Below are 16,324 nucleotides of genomic sequence, written 5' to 3' on the forward strand. Positions count from 1 at the left end.
GCGGTTTTCATTTTCCCGAATGGCGGACGCTTTGCGGCTTTACCGGGAGATTGATTGGATGAGCCCCTGCGGGGCTTAATGTTTGTTTTTTCCCGGATTCCGGCCGCTGCGCGGCCTTCATCCAGGGTTATTCTGGGTTGACCCCCTACGGGATCTGGTATTACTTGCGTTTCTCTTCGTTGCGTTCAATTTTATGGCCCGGACGAGACCATTTGATCCGCGTTTTTTCGCCAGGTGCGCCTGGATCTTCTTTGATCTCCGGCTTCTCCCCTTTAGCGTAGGCAGTAGCGGGTTTCAGACCAAGATTGTTGAACATTTCTAGGTCTTCAAAGGCTTCAGGATTGGGCGTGGTCAGCAGCCTGTCACCTGCGAAGATAGATCCAGCTCCTGCCAGGAAACAAAGAGCCTGACCCTCCGGGGTCATGCTGGTACGACCGGCGGAAAGACGTACGGTGGTCGTCGGCATCATGATCCGGGTAACGGCAATCATGCGGACCATCTCGAAGATCGGGACGGGACGCTGGTCTTCCAGTGGCGTACCTTCTACTGCGACTAATGCATTAATGGGAACCGACTCCGGTTGCGGCGTCAGGCTGGAGAGGGTGATCAGCATTTTTAGCCGGTCATCGATGGACTCACCCATGCCGATGATGCCGCCGGAGCAAACCGTCAGACCTGCATTCCGGGCGTTACCGATGGTTTCGATCCGGTCCTGGTACCCCCGGGTGGAGATTACTTCTTTATAATATTCCTCGGAGCTGTCAAGGTTGTGGTTATAGGCATACAGGCCAGCTGCTGCGAGTCGTTCCGCCTGGTTAGGTGTAAGCATGCCTAGCGTCGCGCAAACTTCCATATCCAGGCCGTTAACGGTGCGGACCAGATCCAGCACCTGCTCAAACTCTCCGTCATCCTTTACGTTTCGCCAGGCAGCGCCCATACAAAGCCGGCTACTGCCGATGCCTTTGGCCCGTTCAGCGGCAGTTTTTACCTGCTCTACGGTCATCAGGGCATTCTCTTCAATGTCCGTATGGTACCGGGCAGCCTGTGGGCAATAGCCACAATCTTCCGGGCAGCCGCCGGTTTTGATGCTCAGTAAGCTGCTCATCTGTACCTCGTTCGGATCGTGGTGCTCGCGGTGAACACCAGCGGCACGGAAGACAAGGTCCATCAAAGGGCTGTCGTGTAACTCACGCAGGGCTTCCAGGCTCCAGGCCTTGGTAATAGGTTCTGTTTTTGCGGTCATGTGGGTCGCGGTTTGGACGGCAAATATAGGCAAGTAGTCAAGCAGTAAAGTAGTCAGGCCGTCAAATAGTCGGGGAGCTAGGTAGTCCGGGAGCTCGGGAGTTGGATCGCTACGTTGTCAACCAGTCACCTAACTGCTTGATTATTTGACCATTTAACGATCATATATTTGGGCGCGACCGCAGGTGCAGTGGAAGGTTTTTTGAACAAGAGAAGAGTCTTACCAACGTTTTTAACCGTAATTCCGTCTTACGGGTAAAGCAATAACGTGCGTCTTATAAAATTTCTACCATTTGTGTTTTTGTTGGCCGGCTGCCAGGACGACGATGGTGTCCGAACTCCGGATGGATTCTTCGACTGCGAAAGCATAGCTAGTAGCTGGTCCGCGCAAAGTAACGCTTATCTCGTCTTTCATTACCCGCAGGATATCACCTTTATATCCGCTAATGATGCCGTTGCCGTTAGCAGATCAGGGCAAATTTCGCGGTCCTCGGATGGCGGGAGAACCTGGACGGTGACTGAAACTTACTGGAATGGTACCGTTGCAAATGAAAATGCCACTACCCGCGCCCGGTTATGGACAGTTCAGGCCATAAATGGAGACTTGATATATGCTGCCGGCGAAGATGAAGACGATCGTCGCTTTGATGGTGATATTGAAACAGATGCTGTCTTTCTAACTTCCGCCGATGGCGGGCGGTCCTGGGATAAAAGGTACGCTACCGGACTAAGCGGCATATCGGATATTCGATTCATTGACGCCGATCAAGGATTTGCCTTGGGGGCTCCCAACGAAAATCCGGCGGATCAGCGCATCTGGTTGTTCGCCACTGAAGACGGCGGAGAAAGCTGGAACCCGACAACTCTGGCCTACGACCGGTTGGCTTCTCCTAAGTTTCTGGATCGTCCCGAAGCAGTTAGTCACGTCGTTAAAATAAATACACAGGATGAATATGCCTTACTTACTCTAAACACTTTGGACGGTACGTGGGCCGAGAGCCCGCTTCCAGACAACGCTCAATATACCGTCCGATTCGTAACGCGTGATTTTGGAACAGCGGTCAACCACGAAGGCCTTTGGGTTACCGAAGACGGTGGAACAACCTGGACTTTGCGACAGCAAGAGGTGGTTAGTGCTGGCACCCTGCTGTACCTTTCGGATGAGGAGAATTGGCTGGCAATCAATCGAATCACCAAGATAGAAACGGGTGGAGGGGAAGCCTGGGAGGTGCTGTTGTATTATGAAGTGTCCGAGACAAAAGACGGAGGAACAACCTGGGAAACCCGGAAAGTAGCAAAAGACTGCGATTACGTAAACTCTTTCAATGGCCTGGTCGTACGCACCCCCGATAACGGATTTCTTACCGTTGCTTCACGGTCTAACCTGATTCGCTTCATGAATTAAATTCCCCTTATAGTAGACGGGGCTACCGATTAGAATAACTGGTTGGCCATCAAGGAAATAACCCTTTGGTACGACAATCGCCTTGAGGGAGCAACTGAATTACTTCATTACGAAGTCTTAACAACAACCGACGGCGGTACCACCTGGACAAGCAGGAAAGTCGACAAGGATTGCAATTATGATCTGCCTTACCAGGTAAACCCAACGCGGACCCCTAATGGAGGCTTTCTGACGGTGACCTCGAGGGCCAACCTGATTACTTTCGACAATTAAGCAGACGTCAAAGGCCTCAATCCTTGCTTTTAAAACCTTTCCCCTGCACCGGCGGCCGCGCCCTGAAGAGGGAATAAGATAATTGTTGAATTAATAATTTCCGCATTGACTAATCATGCACCCGCCCCTTAATCTCTCCGCCTTGAACGGCTTTGTCTAAAGTGTCAGACTTAGCGTAAATGATGGGATCGGGAGACAGCCTGTTGAGGTCGGGCTGCCCGGCGTCTACCCAGCAGGTGTACCAAACGCTGCCGATGCTTAGGATGGCTGCACGGAAACGCTCTTCGACCATGCCCTGCATTTCCTTGTCCCAGGCCGCGGCAAATTCTGCACATTGTGTCTTGATGGTCCGGCCGGAGCGCTCGTCGAAGCACATCTGCTGATCGATGGGGTAGGTATCCCGTAAGCGCTGCTCGGTACGCAAAACACTGTCCACCAGGGAGTGGCTTTTCAGGACAATGCCCCAGTAATAGTCTCGTGGATTTTCGATGTACCTGGCCTTGCCAACAAAATAGTCGTAGGTGTCGTCAGCAAATAACTCAGGAATTCTGCTTTCCCAAAAGCCATGAATACCCGTTTGTCCGGTCATCTGCCCATTGTAATTTTCGGTGGTATGCAAGGGCACGTGAGCGTCCCCTACGTAGTGTCCCATCTCTGCACATAGCCGGAGGATTTTATCGGTGTCTTCATCGACAAAGGCTTGGGTTATACGCTTATGCATTGACTCCAGGTGGTAGGGAAGGATGCCAAATTCGGAGAAGTGCTCCCTTACATAAATCTCTTTTGGGTTTTCCCCAGGAAGGGGGAAACCAATGGCCCGCAAGCTGTCGGGCGAAAGGACGATGCGGTCTTCGTAGAACTGTGGCCAGACGTTGTTGAACCAAAAATCCCGGTAGCTGGCTAACTGAAGTTCCAACCTTTTGCCCTTAGAACTGCTCATTTGTACTCTGCTGTCGGGGTAGAAACGCCGTTCAGGCGCGGGATGGGTGATCTCCTGCACCTTCCAGAAGGTGGTATCTCTGCCTTTTTCAACGATCACCAACTCTGCCTTCCATATTTGTGCGTCGGTGTAAGTCCGAGGCACATCCGGAAAGGTCTTGCTTTCGCCCCAATGGTCAAGGTCAATATAGTGCCTGACCGCCTCGAATTTCGAGGCGTAGCGACGCTTGTCGGGGTCAACGGCATGGTCCGTTAACCACTCGATATTGGCCCGGAAGAAGGGCATCATCTCCTGATCCAGGGTGAAGACTGCCAGCCGGTTAATGCGGCGGTGGCCGAAGAAACCCCATTGTGGATCGTCCAGGGGGAGGGTGGCGGAGGTCAGAATTAAACATGCGACACCGGCGAGGAGAAAATGAAAAGGCTTCATCGGGCTGATTTACTGCGAAGGGGAAGATACGGTGGATATGTAGCTACGTGGCTGGTAGCTGCCAACTTCAAGCTTAACGGACCACTAGAAAGCACTGTATCCCACCATTAGCGGTTGAATCGTCTCAATGTTTAGCAGCACCCAATCCTCGTCATTATTAATGAAAGCGGTATAAGCCTCCAGGCCGCCGCCTTCCAGCACCTCACCACTTTTCAGGTCGTGCTGAAAGGTACGCCCTGCATACCTGGCGTACACTTTCATGATCTGTTCTTCCTGCCCTTCCTGTTTTACCCTTATGGTGGCGAAAGGCAAAATCTCTTTGGCTTTAGCGATGGTTTCTAAGTCTTTGTTCTCAAACCTGTTGACGTAGTACTTCTCATACCTGGCCAGGACGCCTTCCGCTCTTCCATAGGGAATGGTTCTGGTCTGCTGGCCAGTTTCATAAAAAGGGGAAAGGCGGAAATCGGTGCCAATTCTAGTTAAGGTAAAACTCTGATTACGTTGGGTAGGGTACTCGATGCTGAGGTATTCCACCTTTTCCGGGTCTACCCGAAAGTAGACTTTGTCGCGCCATTCATCGTCCCAGTGAGTGACCCGCATACGTACGTTGCCCGTAAAGTGGGGAAGGTGAACAACGTAAGGGTTTTCCTTGCCTTCAACAATGGCGTTAGTCCCTGTTTCATCGTAGGTGCCTCCACCAAGATAATAGCCTCGGATTTTCTGATCGTTTTTATCAAATACCTGGACAAGAATACCGTGGGAGGCAATGTCATCGATCATGTGTTTCTTAGCACCTTCGGTAGGCAGGCTTTTGATGTCGAGGTTCGTGATGACGTCCTGAAGATTGGCCATCATGTTCTCATTAGCGGGAACGCCGTTGGCTAACCATCCGGTAATTCCTCCGCGTGTCAGGGTGGTGTTGTGTCCGTCGCGGTCGGCAATCAGGATACGATGAACCTCGTCGAATTCAGCAATGCCGAAACGGCGCTCTTCGGCGCGTTCCTCGGCGGTAGCGGGCTTGGAGCTGGTGGTGGCCCACCAGGCAATCCCCCCTAGCAGGAGGACGGAGAGGAGAAGGATAAGCGTTCTGTTCATTTGGTCAGTTCGGGATGAGCACAATATTGGAAGTAGGTAAGCCGGAGCTTTACGTCGTGTGTTTTCTGGCATATCGTCGCCGACGTAGCCAGTTAAAGACCAGGCCGAAGCCAGCAAGTAAAAGCATTGGTACTCCCAGGTTGAGGGCTCGCCAATAGCCTGCATCAGCCCGAGCGGCCTCTTGATCGGTCAGGCGCAATTTCACGTCTTTGCCCCTTGCGGCAATAACACCGTCAGGATTGAGCAGATACTCGATGGCATTCAGCAGGAGCACTTTGTTTGCGTAGGTAAACTTTTCCCAAATGTTGTATCCGGTGGGGTAAGTTTCTCCTTTAATTACGGGATTTGACAACACATCGCCGTCAGCAATCACGATCATGCTGGTGGTGACGGATACGCCACGAAAATCTATCCCATTCTCCTGAAGCAACTGTTCATTTGCCTGGGTAAGCCGGTTAGCATAAGGGCTGTTAAAAGTGCCTTCCAGCAGGTAAGCAAAAGGTAGCCCCTCTTCATTAAAGCGGTCAAGGTCCAGCTTGTATTTCTGTGCGTCCAAATCAATTGGTGCAGGAAGCCGTTTTCTGCGGGACCGGTTGCTGGATTGAAGTAAAACGGTCTTTTTTACGCCAGGGTCTTCATCATTGACGGTTTCAATTACGGTGGGAAACCGCAAATCAACGGGGTCAAGGTTCTTAACGATGGGGTGTTCAGAAACCGGGATGGCCCGAACGTGATAGGGGAAAGGCGTGAATGATACGTTCGGGCGCCCACCGGTTGAGCCAGTGACTATTGGGATACTAGTGCTTTGAAGGTCAAGCCCCAATACGGGTGACATGCGAAATCCGTATTTGAAAAAGAGGTTTTCGAGACCCAACTCTCGTGGGTTTGGGTAGAATTCGTTGCGGGTCAACAGCGAATCATAGTCCATGCCAACGGCGTCAATGGCCCATAGTACCTTGCCCCCATTCATCACGTACTGATCGAGCTTGAAGGCTTCGTAATCAGAAAATGGCTTGTTCGGTTTAGCAACGATCAGCAGCTTTACATCTTGCGGTATAAAAGCAAAACTGTCGAGGTGTACCGGCCCAACTTCGTAGTCTTTTACGAGTGTACTGAAAAGGTCTCCGGTATTCTGCGGTGGGAGTTCGCCGTGCCCGAAAGTAATGCCAATCAGGGGCTTGTCGTTATCGGTTAGTCCCTGAATCGCTCGCGTGAAATTATACTCAAGCAGTGATTCCGCCTTGTTGATCTGACGGGCTTCGCTGAAACCACGTGGTGCCGGTTGCAGCAACGGTGCGATGCGGGTGCGGCCACCGTAGTAAAAGATGGCGTAGGGGTAAACGAGATTGGATGAACGTTCGGAGGCGCTTGCTGCGGAGTAAACCGTGACCGGAAAAATACCCTCTTCCGCCAGGTTTCGCTGCCTTTCCTGTACCTGGTCTTTATCTCCGGCTAAGGGATCTGCGAACTCGTACTCCAGTAGTGAATTGTTGCCCGAAAAATCAATGAGCATTTCCTCCACTTTCTCGGAAAGTCGTTGATAGTTAGCGGGTAGGTCGCCGGTGAGCAGGATGCGGACAAACAACGGTTCTTCCAATTGCCGGAGTTGCTCCACGGTGTTGTCCGTAAGGGTGAAACGTTTGTCCTCCGTCAGGTCCAATGCGCCGTGTAAGGGTAGCCCACCGATGCGGGCGTTGGCGAGTACATTGATGATGATCAATAGCGCAACCGCCAGCACGAACTGAATGAGGGATTGCGTTTTGTGTTTACGTTCTAATTGAGCCATATGCAGAATGAGAACGCGAAGATAACATTAGGGATTACACTGCCGGCCCTGTATTGGGGTTTTGACGTTTGGATGGCAGTGATTGAGTGAGTTGGCGAGTCACTGAGTAGCTGCCGCTAGTACCGTTCGCATCCTTAGGGTACTCACCCTGGGCGAACGAGCGCAGCGAATTGAGTGGAAACAGCGGCAGCAACTCAGCGACTCGCCAACTCACATACTCACTCAATAATCTCGACCCGCATCCTCTCCATAGAAACCCGTGCCTTCAGGCCAACCGGCAGCGTACACATATCCTTGATGTGACCAACTGGAAAACCGTAGGCTACGGGTATCCCCAGGTCTTCGAATCTTCCGGTAAGCGTTTCCCGTAAGGTGAGAGAACGGTCGTCGGGGTCAGCCTCACATCCCTTGAACACTCCAAGCAGGATACCTGCAGTACTGCCCAGGTCCCAGCTTTGCCGCAACTGAGTCAGCATCCGGTCAAGCTTGTAGGGATCTTCGCCGATGTCCTCGATAAACAGCAGGCTTCCTTTAATGGGGGGAACATAGTCAGTCCCGGAAGCGGCCGCTAGCAAACTGAGGTTGCCGCCCCAGAGCCTTCCTTCTGCTGTCCCTGCCCGGATGACATAGGATTCGTAAACAGTTTCCTCCGGACTAACCGGTGGCCGCTCAATGGCCGCCCAGGAATTCCCTTCCATTAGTGCAGCTTTAAGATGCTTGGTGGTATAGTCGGTAAAATCAGAAGATCCAACCGGGCCATGGAACGTCACCAGGCCCGTTTGGCGGGTTATGGCGTTCGTTAAGGCTGTGATGTCACTATACCCAATGAGAATTTTCGGGTTGCGTTTGATCATCTTATAGTCCAGTTGCGGTAAAAGCCGACCACATCCATAGCCTCCTCTTACACACCAAACTGCCTTCACCGCTGGATCGGCAAACATAGCGTGGAGATCGTCGAGTCGCTGGCGATCGGATCCGGCAAGGAAACCCTTGATCGCACGAATGTTTTTACCTGGCCTTACTTTTAATCCCAGGCTTTCGATCTGCCGGATAGCTTTTGAAATACCCTCTTCGCTAATTGAACTTCCGGGGGCGATGAGCCCAACGGTATCACCGGGGCGTAGCCGGGCAGGAATAATAAGCCGTTTATCTTCTCCGGCCATGGAAGTAAAAAATGGCAGTGCGAGGCTGGTGCCGAGGAAAGTTCGTCTTTGCATGATGCCGACATTAGAGCTGGTTAGGAAATCCGATTTCTGATTGTGAACGAGCCATTTTGTGGCAGGTTGAGGTCAAAAAATGGACTCATTGCTGGTTAATAGTACACTTTTATGGATGCAGAGCAGGCCGAAGGGGGACGTTCGCAGGTCGGAGACCTATTTTCTGGTGCGCGCATTGAATGGGTAAGATATTGTACTTTGTGGAGGAACGGACAAGGTGCCGTAAACTATCTTAAATGAATTACCTTCAACAATACCACGTCCTATTCAGTGGGGTGGCTGTCTTTCTGCTATTGGGAGGATTTACCAGCCTGTTTTCTTCCGAGGCGAAGCAAATGACTGAGTTATGTGCCAATGCGATTGATGATGACAATGATGGTCTCATTGACCTGAACGATCCGGATTGCATCTGTGAGGTCATTGAACCAGTGTCCCTGATTCCTAACCCTTCTTTTGAAGATTTGAATTGCTGCCCCAGCAGTCGGAGCCAGCTTAACTGTGCGGATGTCTGGATTCAGGCTTCTGCTCCGACCACTGACCTGATTCATCAGTGTGGTTGGCCCGGATGGCCCGATTATGCTCCGCCTCTGCCATTTCCCGATGGTGAAGGCGTATTGGGGTTCAGGGATGGCCGCCCTTCCTTTATGTTGGAGGCTGCGAACCCCAATTGGAAAGAGTATGCAGGAGCTTGCTTATTAAGTCCGTTAGTGACGGGCAACCGATACCGGTTCGAATTTGAGGTCGGTTTTGTCAACCGGACTTTTTCTCCGCCAATAAACATTACTTTTTTCGGAACAAGGAATTGTGATAACCTTCCATTTGGGGGCAATGACGATCGTTTTGGCTGCCCGACCAATGGCCCCGACTGGATTAACCTTGGGTCAACGATGGTTAATGGTGGATCAGGTAATCAATGGGTGAAGGCTGTGATTGATATGGAGGCTACCGCTGATATAGAAGCGATCGCTATCGGCCCTGGTTGTCCGGAAATAGTGGCAGATGTAGGCTTGTATTATTATTTTGACAACCTGGTACTGGATGACTTCGAGTCTTTTACCTTTAAGATTAGCGGTACCGTTCATCCCTGTAGTGATGCCTATCGACTTTCCGTACCTGATCGGGATAACGCAAATTTTCAATGGTACTTCAATGGGGTCGCGATTCTGGGTGAAACGAGCGCTAATCTTGGCCGGCTCCCAATTGACGGCAAATACATCGTAGTGATTGATGATGGAAGCGGCTGTCGCACTTCATCAGAGTTTGAATACATCAGGCCCGTCATCGAAATGCCGGCCTCAGTAGTTATTTGCCCGGAGGATGTTTATCCTTTTGGTGATCTTCAACTCGGCACGACAGGAGCCTATCTCGATACTTTCCGCTCAATTAATAATTGTGACAGTATTGTACCACTTCAACTAACGGTTCTGGGGGAATCAGTAGACACTGTGGATGTCAGCATATTCGAGGGGGAATCCTACGAAATCGGAGCATTTAACATCCGGAAGGAGGGAGAATTCTACGTCACACTTTCCTCCAGCCTTAACTGTGACAGCCTGGTACTTGTCCGGCTCGATTATTACAACGTGTATTTCCCCACTGCATTCTCGCCCAATAGCGACGGTGTTAATGACTTTTTTACGGTGCAGGGAGGAGACGACTTGGTGGAAGTACTGGAACTGAAAGTGTTCGATCGCTGGGGGAATGAACTGTCGGCGGATAAATCATGGGATGGAAGCAGGGCGGGAGAACCTCTAAACCCGGGGGTCTACGTCTACCGGGCGAGACTGTTGATGGACGATGGGGAGGAAAGGGCCTTTTCGGGCGCGGTGTCGTTGTTAAGGTGATCATTCAGGAAGGGGGTTGCTATCTCCGGGCGGGGCCGCAGGTGCAATAAAAGTGATGGAAAAGCAGGGTAGTGGCCGGGGTGGAGTGACTGTGTCGCGACGTAATGCATACTATTCGCTGCACAGTCGCTCTAACCTGATACGAGACAATCGCCATATGAATCAACCGTCATTTATCTCGTCGGCGGTTATAGTATATCTTTGCGTCTTCTAAAACAATAGGTCTCGAAATGACAGAAGAAGGTAACGTAATCATCACCGTAGTTGACCGCGTGGGCGAAGCCCACGAACTGGAGGCTCCCACCGACATGAACATGAACCTAATGGAGGTTTGTAAGGCCTACGAACTACCCGTACAGGGAACCTGTGGTGGGATGGCACTGTGTAGCACCTGTCATTGTTACATACTATCGGAAACTGAATTGCCGGAGCTGGGCGATGCTGAAGAGGATATGCTCGACCAGGCTTTCTTCGTAGAAGACAATTCCCGCCTGGGGTGCCAGTTACGCATCACAGAAGCACTCGACGGATTGAAGGTTCAGCTTGCTCCGGAAGCGGAAGGCTGATGCCGCTGAAAATAAATTTACCGAAACTGACAGAAAACTTTTGCAGTGTCAGAATTGTATATATCTTTGCGGTCCCTTAACGTAGGGAGCTAAGTAATTAGCACATAAAAATGGTAACATCGCGGGGTGGAGCAGTTGGTAGCTCGTCGGGCTCATAACCCGAAGGTCATAGGTTCGAGTCCTATCCCCGCTACAAGTTAGAGCCGTTGTCGACTTAGGTTGACAACGGCTTTTTTTATTGAAAAGGGAAATCAAAACAGCCAGAGATCAAACGTCAAAGGACTTAGCACTTAGCGGTTATTTACGGTGATTCCCAGGCTTTCCGGGCCACAAACACAAGTGTTTTGGCCTGCTTTTCCTACCGTTTCCTTCACCAGCGGCCCCGCCCCTTAAATCATCCTGCCAGAGGAATTAATAAGGATGACACAATCCGGTCCAAATAGACTCAACTAATACTGCTGCTCACGCATTTGAATAGCAACGTTAAACTTACCCCTGACCAATATGGCCACCGTAAAATTCACTTTTGAAGATAAGAGCATCGCACCGAAAACGGTCGAGAACGTCCCCGTCGACGTAAGTATTCTGGAAGTGACAGAAGATAATGGTATCCACCTGAACCACAACTGCGGAGAAGTCTGCGCCTGCAGTACATGCCATATCTACGTTAATAAAGGCGAAGATGCGCTGGAAGAGATCAGCGATAAAGAAGAAGACTTCATCGACCGTGCCATCAACCCGCGAATTGAAAGCAGGCTTGGCTGTCAGGCCGTTATCCTTGACGAAGACGCGGTGATTGAGGTGGAAATTCCAGATCAAAAACAGATCATCGGACACGAACACTAGTTGGCCTATTGGTCTGTTGGTACTATTGGTCTAAAAGTCCGGTAGTCAAATGGACCAATAGCACCAACGGACCAATAATATTAAAATACCAACCTGTGAGTTTTAAGGATTTTGACGACTTCCCCTTCGGCTGGGCCGATCATGAAGATATTGCCATGGCACTGTACGAGCGCTTTGGAGATGAGTTTGACCAGGGAAAAATTTACCGGATCCGCTTTACCAGCTTGCTGGAGTGGATTCTTGAAATCCCCAGTTTTACCGGAACGAAAGAAGGTTCTACCGAAGAACACCTGGAACAGATTCAGGCCAAGTGGGTGTACGAATGGCGGGATAATCAGTAGTAAATAGTAGCCAGGAACCGGTTCTCGGCTATTAGTTCCTATCTGCTGGCAACCAGCCTCTAATCATGAATGAGCTCGAACGGTTTGAAAATATTAACACCTTCATCTTCGATGTTGATGGTGTACTTACCAATTCACACCTCTTGGTGCTGGAAAACGGTAAGCTGTTACGGCAGATGAACGTTCGTGATGGCTATGCCATCAAACGCGCGGTAAACATGGGCTATAAAGTAGCCATTATCACCGGCGGGAAAAGTATGGGCGTAGTGAAACGGCTGCAAGCGCTTGGGGTCGTCGATATTTACTACGGTATCAGCGATAAAGTAGAGGCATACCGGGAATTTATGTACCTCTACGACGACGAAATTTCCGACGAGAACGTGCTTTATATGGGAGACGATGTGCCTGATTATGAGGTGATGCGGCTGGTAGGTTTTCCTACCTGCCCACGGGATGCTTGTCCGGAAATTCTTTCGATATCGAGCTACGTAAGCGCCGCTAATGGCGGCGGCGGTGCCGTCCGTGACGTTATTGAAAGGACCTTGCGTTTGAACGGACACTGGATGCCGGCGGAAGACGAGGATCTTCCCACAAGCGTTTAATCAGTAACAATTTTATTCAAGTCTGTACACCAAAACTGGCTGATCGTGCATTACCGGGAGAAACCCCTCTACGCATGATGCGCAATTCCCTGTTTTCTCTGCTCTTTTTAGGCACTATTATTAGCTCGTGTGCTTCTGATGAAATTGCTGTTTCAAAAACTGCCAGCGAATGGGTGGTGATCGGTAATGACCTGGGCTTCCGGAATGAGTTCATCGATATGGCTAATGTGGTCAGGTTGTCCGACAGCATCCTTACTGTTCACTCAGTTGCTTATCCGGATGTAGCCTTGAAATTTCCCATCAGGGACAGTACGGTAATTGGTAGCCAGGATAAGCATTGGCAACTGACCACCGTAGGGCCTGATACCTTGCTGCTGCTCGATACCGTTCAGGATAATCGATATCATTTATTAAGGTTGAAGGACTACAAACCAAAAGCTGATATCTGGGCAATGCTTACGGGAAGTCGTTTTGTCGACCGTCAGTACTACAATGAACAGACGTTGGTTTTCGAAGGAAGTGATACCACCGGGAAGAATTGTTATGTGCATCACCGTATTCAAACCTGGAGAGGGGAACGTCGTTCGGCTAGGATGAAGGATGGTTTCTGGCGGCTGGACCAGCGTTTCAGTCAGCCAATTCTGCTATATACTTTAGGGCAGGGAGAACACTATGTAACCCTGATCGACTCAGTCGCTCAGGAGTCCGGTTTACAAGGACAGCTCCTCATCAACAGCCGGCCCAATCCCCAAATACATCAACGGGATACGCTGCGACCGATCCGGGATACGATAGATATGGCACAGGTGAGGCAGGATATTGTTAAGTTAGACTATGCTAGGGCGGAGGTAAACCCCGCCATTGATCCAGAAAAAGATAGTCGCTGGCGTGTATCCTGGAACGGATCTGAGCTGAAAGAGGTGCTTAGTGTGAATGATTTTGAGGTTAGCGATCTGAGGCTTTTTTTGTCGGGAGACAATTATGCGTTGACGACCTTAGGTGGGGAACTTGCGTCCGGCAAATTCACCATTCATCCAAAGTATCCGTATCTGATCCTGGACGGAAACTGTGCCAACGATTTCTACCTGCCCTTGGCTTACAACTCAGACAATGAGTTGGAAGTAACACTACCTATCCGCATTCGGTTACCGGACCAGGAGATCAAACCTATGGAAATTGGGCCAGAACAACCCAATCGGGTGGCCTATTCCGAAAATACGGTTGTTTTTACCATTCCATTTTTTAGAGAGCGCATTAATTAAACTTGATATTGAGCATCTGGCAGATAGTATTTGAGCTCTCATCGAACCGTATAGTAGTTTTTTACCGCCACCCACCAACATTTCTCCGGGAGACTCCGTCTGACAGGATAAGACGTACCGTTCCAAAAATATAGCCTTATGCGATTACTCATCCTGCTTTTTCTTATTTTGCCTTCTTCAGTATTTGCTTGCTCTTGCTTCTGGACGGAGGATTTCTGTGAATACACCGCCAACTACTTCGAATGGACTGAGGGCAAAGTCGTTGTTGCTCGGGCAAAATTCATTGAATTTCGTTCCCCGACGGTGGATGGTTTTGCTCCTCTATTCGACTTCGAAATTCTTGAGGTCCTGGTTGGTGAATTAACGGAGAATCATGTAACCCTTTGGGGGCAGGATGGCGCTAACTGTAACGGACCGGTTATCGAAATGGATGAGGGGCAGGAATACATGGTGATGTTTCCTTCTACTGAAGGCTATTCCAGTGCTTACGGTTCTTTGTCCGGAGGGATTCCGAACCGATATCCTATTTACGATTACCCGGGCTGCGGACCGGCAACACTTGTAGTTCAAGGAGAAAGGGTGAGTGGGCCAATTGCTGAGGGGGTTAACGCGATGTTTAAGCCTGCTTTCTATGATCAATTGGCGGAATGTGTAGGGGAAGAAAATATGAACGCTGAAGGGCCGACGGTGCGTTATAAAACCTATGAGGCAATCGTACGGCCCAACCCCGCATCGGATCACTTTATCGTTGAATTTGAAACTGAAGTTCCGGTATTTGCAGTAAGTCTCTATGATGTACTTGGCCGCTTAGTCTCACGTGATCAATTGGGTGGGGTAGGGACTACAAGCCACGAGGTAAACGTCTCAGGCTTACCTGCAGGAGTTTATATCCTTGTCGTGGAAACGGATGGAATAAGGGTTAAAAGGCGTATTGTCGTAAATGGATAATGATTAGTTATTGGGGGGTGGTTGAATATTTGCGACCTATCAGGGGCCGGTCCGCGCAGAACAATTCAATAAGACCCCTAATCAGGAATCAGGAATCAGTTGTCAGGGATCAGTTAATAGCTTTCAGTATTCAGCCTTCAACGCCTTGAACGCTGAATACTGAAAGCTGATCCCTGAACCCTGCCCCCTAAACCTTAGGCTTCCACCCTTTTTCATACTCCCGCCCCCATAGTTTCATGGCTTCAGGATTATTGATTGGTCGTCCGTCCTTGGGGTCAAGGTGAAGCGTTCCGGTAGTGCGTTGGGCAATGTTACCCAGGTGGCACATGGTGACGCTAGGGTTGGCGTCATCGATTGGACTGTTGAGCTGCTCTCCGCTATTGATGGCGGAAATGAAGTTGGCGGCGTGGCCGTCCGTCAGACTTCCACCTCCCGAAGTGCCCATGCTAACGTTATTTCCGGCCTCTTTTTCGCTGCGGATCTCTTTCCCCTTAAGATCATAAACCCAGTAGCCTGCGCGATCCATGATCACGGTACCTTCTGTACCATAAATGATAGAGCCTCTGCCACGATCATACTTTGGCATTCCGTTGCAACTACGACCGTGCCAGGAGATCATTTTGTTTTCTGGGAATTCGAAACCAACGTCCTGGGTGTCATAGGCCTCCCAGTCGTCATCGAAATGGAACCGTCCACCAGTACTGGTGATCTTATTTGGATAGCGAACGCCTAGCGCCCAACGGCACATATCTATTTCGTGGGTACCGTTGTTCAGGAGTTCACCGGTACCGTAATCCCAATCCCAGTGCCAATTGTAGTGTACAATGTTGGTTGCGTATTTACGGCGCGGCGCTGGTCCTTGCCAAAGCTCCCAATCCAGCCATTCTGGGCGGTACGTTGGCTCCCGCCGACCAATACCGGCACGGGTGTTGGCGTACCAGGCGTTGCCCGCGTAGGCTCTGCCGATTACGGATTCTTCCTGAATTTCCTTCACGATTTTATTTAGAGTCACCGAGCTGCGGGTCTGGTTTCCCATCTGCACCAATTTGCCGGTTTGCTTTTGTTTGGCGACCAGCCATTCTCCCTCCTGCGGGTTGTGGCTACACGGTTTTTCTACGTAGACGTGTTTGCCCGCTTCCAGGGCCATAATGGCCATTGGTGCATGCCAGTGATCCGGGGTGGCGATGACTACGGCGTCAACGTCCCGGTCATCTAGGAAACGACGGAAATCCTGGTTACCACGAGGACGCTCCCGGGTAATTTCGTAGATGGCCTTTTGCGTTTTCGCTACCGCACGGGTATCTACATCACCGATGCCCAGCACAAAAGAGTCTTTTGCTTTGGCAAAGGTCCGGGCAAGTTCATTCCCCCGACCATTGGTGCCGAAAACGGCCACGTTGAGCCGGCGGTTAGCTCCGGGGATATTTTTGCCAATGGCTGGCATCCCGACGGTTAATCCGGCCCCGGTTAAGGCGGCGGTTTTGATGAATTTTCTTCTGGTTGACATGTCTAATTAAGTTTTGATGAA

Annotated in this window: 15 protein-coding genes and 1 tRNA gene; 10 read left to right on the forward strand and 6 right to left on the reverse strand. The window is 50.5% G+C overall.

All coding sequences use genetic code 11. The features are described from left to right. Positions 1 to 160 precede the first annotated feature (160 nt). Positions 161 to 1,243, reverse strand: coding sequence for a biotin synthase BioB (bioB, locus tag B036_RS0116795; protein ID WP_020569894.1), 1,083 nt, complete (start codon positions 1,241 to 1,243; stop codon positions 161 to 163). Between the two features lie 267 nt (positions 1,244 to 1,510). Between bioB and B036_RS0116800 the strand changes: the two genes are divergently transcribed. Both B036_RS0116800 and B036_RS0116805 read left to right on the forward strand, forming a co-directional pair. After that, complete coding sequence (locus B036_RS0116800; protein ID WP_157472192.1) at positions 1,511 to 2,647, forward strand: WD40/YVTN/BNR-like repeat-containing protein; 1,137 nt, start codon at positions 1,511 to 1,513, stop codon at positions 2,645 to 2,647. 42 nt (positions 2,648 to 2,689) lie between these two features. Continuing rightward, positions 2,690 to 2,920: a hypothetical protein gene (locus B036_RS0116805; protein WP_020569896.1), complete on the forward strand. Its 231-nt coding sequence runs from the start codon at positions 2,690 to 2,692 to the stop codon at positions 2,918 to 2,920. A 109-nt stretch (positions 2,921 to 3,029) separates the two neighbouring features. Here the strand turns inward: B036_RS0116805 and B036_RS0116810 are convergent, their stop codons facing one another. The 4 genes from B036_RS0116810 to B036_RS0116825 form a co-directional block, all read right to left on the reverse strand. Further along, positions 3,030 to 4,289: a zinc dependent phospholipase C family protein gene (locus B036_RS0116810; RefSeq protein ID WP_020569897.1), complete on the reverse strand. Its 1,260-nt coding sequence runs from the start codon at positions 4,287 to 4,289 to the stop codon at positions 3,030 to 3,032. A gap of 84 nt (positions 4,290 to 4,373) precedes the next feature. Beyond that, the gene (locus tag B036_RS0116815; RefSeq protein ID WP_020569898.1) at positions 4,374 to 5,384 is read right to left on the reverse strand and encodes a hypothetical protein; all 1,011 of its coding nucleotides are present in this window, start codon (positions 5,382 to 5,384) and stop codon (positions 4,374 to 4,376) included. A 49-nt stretch (positions 5,385 to 5,433) separates the two neighbouring features. After that, positions 5,434 to 7,170 carry a gliding motility-associated ABC transporter substrate-binding protein GldG gene (gene gldG, locus B036_RS0116820; protein WP_020569899.1) on the reverse strand — a complete coding sequence of 579 codons (1,737 nt, stop codon included), beginning with the start codon at positions 7,168 to 7,170 and terminating at the stop codon, positions 5,434 to 5,436. 218 nt (positions 7,171 to 7,388) lie between these two features. After that, entirely contained in the window at positions 7,389 to 8,387 is a 999-nt protein-coding gene (locus B036_RS0116825) for a S66 peptidase family protein (RefSeq protein ID WP_020569901.1), read from the reverse strand. A 236-nt stretch (positions 8,388 to 8,623) separates the two neighbouring features. On the opposite strand from B036_RS0116825, the gene B036_RS0116830 reads away from it, so the two are divergent. The 8 genes from B036_RS0116830 to B036_RS0116865 all read left to right on the forward strand — a co-directional run bounded on the left by B036_RS0116830 (position 8,624) and on the right by B036_RS0116865 (position 14,796). Next, entirely contained in the window at positions 8,624 to 10,231 is a 1,608-nt protein-coding gene (locus B036_RS0116830; protein WP_020569902.1) for a T9SS C-terminal target domain-containing protein, read from the forward strand. 230 nt (positions 10,232 to 10,461) lie between these two features. Beyond that, the gene (locus B036_RS0116835) at positions 10,462 to 10,797 is read left to right on the forward strand and encodes a 2Fe-2S iron-sulfur cluster-binding protein (RefSeq protein WP_020569903.1); all 336 of its coding nucleotides are present in this window, start codon (positions 10,462 to 10,464) and stop codon (positions 10,795 to 10,797) included. Positions 10,798 to 10,917: 120 nt separating this feature from the next. After that, positions 10,918 to 10,990, forward strand: a tRNA-Met gene (locus tag B036_RS0116840). 311 nt (positions 10,991 to 11,301) lie between these two features. Beyond that, positions 11,302 to 11,643: a 2Fe-2S iron-sulfur cluster-binding protein gene (locus B036_RS0116845; RefSeq protein WP_020569904.1), complete on the forward strand. Its 342-nt coding sequence runs from the start codon at positions 11,302 to 11,304 to the stop codon at positions 11,641 to 11,643. A 95-nt stretch (positions 11,644 to 11,738) separates the two neighbouring features. Next, positions 11,739 to 11,984 carry a Fe-S cluster assembly protein IscX gene (gene iscX / locus B036_RS29790; protein ID WP_020569905.1) on the forward strand — a complete coding sequence of 82 codons (246 nt, stop codon included), beginning with the start codon at positions 11,739 to 11,741 and terminating at the stop codon, positions 11,982 to 11,984. Between the two features lie 65 nt (positions 11,985 to 12,049). Beyond that, a complete protein-coding gene (locus B036_RS0116855; RefSeq protein ID WP_020569906.1) occupies positions 12,050 to 12,586 on the forward strand; it encodes a KdsC family phosphatase in 537 nt (178 codons plus the stop codon). Positions 12,587 to 12,660: 74 nt separating this feature from the next. Further along, positions 12,661 to 13,848 carry a hypothetical protein gene (locus B036_RS0116860; RefSeq protein WP_020569907.1) on the forward strand — a complete coding sequence of 396 codons (1,188 nt, stop codon included), beginning with the start codon at positions 12,661 to 12,663 and terminating at the stop codon, positions 13,846 to 13,848. Between the two features lie 138 nt (positions 13,849 to 13,986). After that, on the forward strand, positions 13,987 to 14,796 hold the full coding sequence (locus B036_RS0116865) for a T9SS type A sorting domain-containing protein (RefSeq protein ID WP_020569908.1): 810 nt from the start codon (positions 13,987 to 13,989) through the stop codon (positions 14,794 to 14,796). 187 nt (positions 14,797 to 14,983) lie between these two features. Here the strand turns inward: B036_RS0116865 and B036_RS0116870 are convergent, their stop codons facing one another. Then, positions 14,984 to 16,303, reverse strand: a complete 1,320-nt coding sequence (locus B036_RS0116870) for a Gfo/Idh/MocA family protein (RefSeq protein ID WP_020569909.1) — start codon at positions 16,301 to 16,303, stop codon at positions 14,984 to 14,986. Positions 16,304 to 16,324 lie beyond the last annotated feature (21 nt).

Source organism: Neolewinella persica DSM 23188 (assembly GCF_000373105.1).
GTDB classification, from domain to species: domain Bacteria; phylum Bacteroidota; class Bacteroidia; order Chitinophagales; family Saprospiraceae; genus Neolewinella; species Neolewinella persica.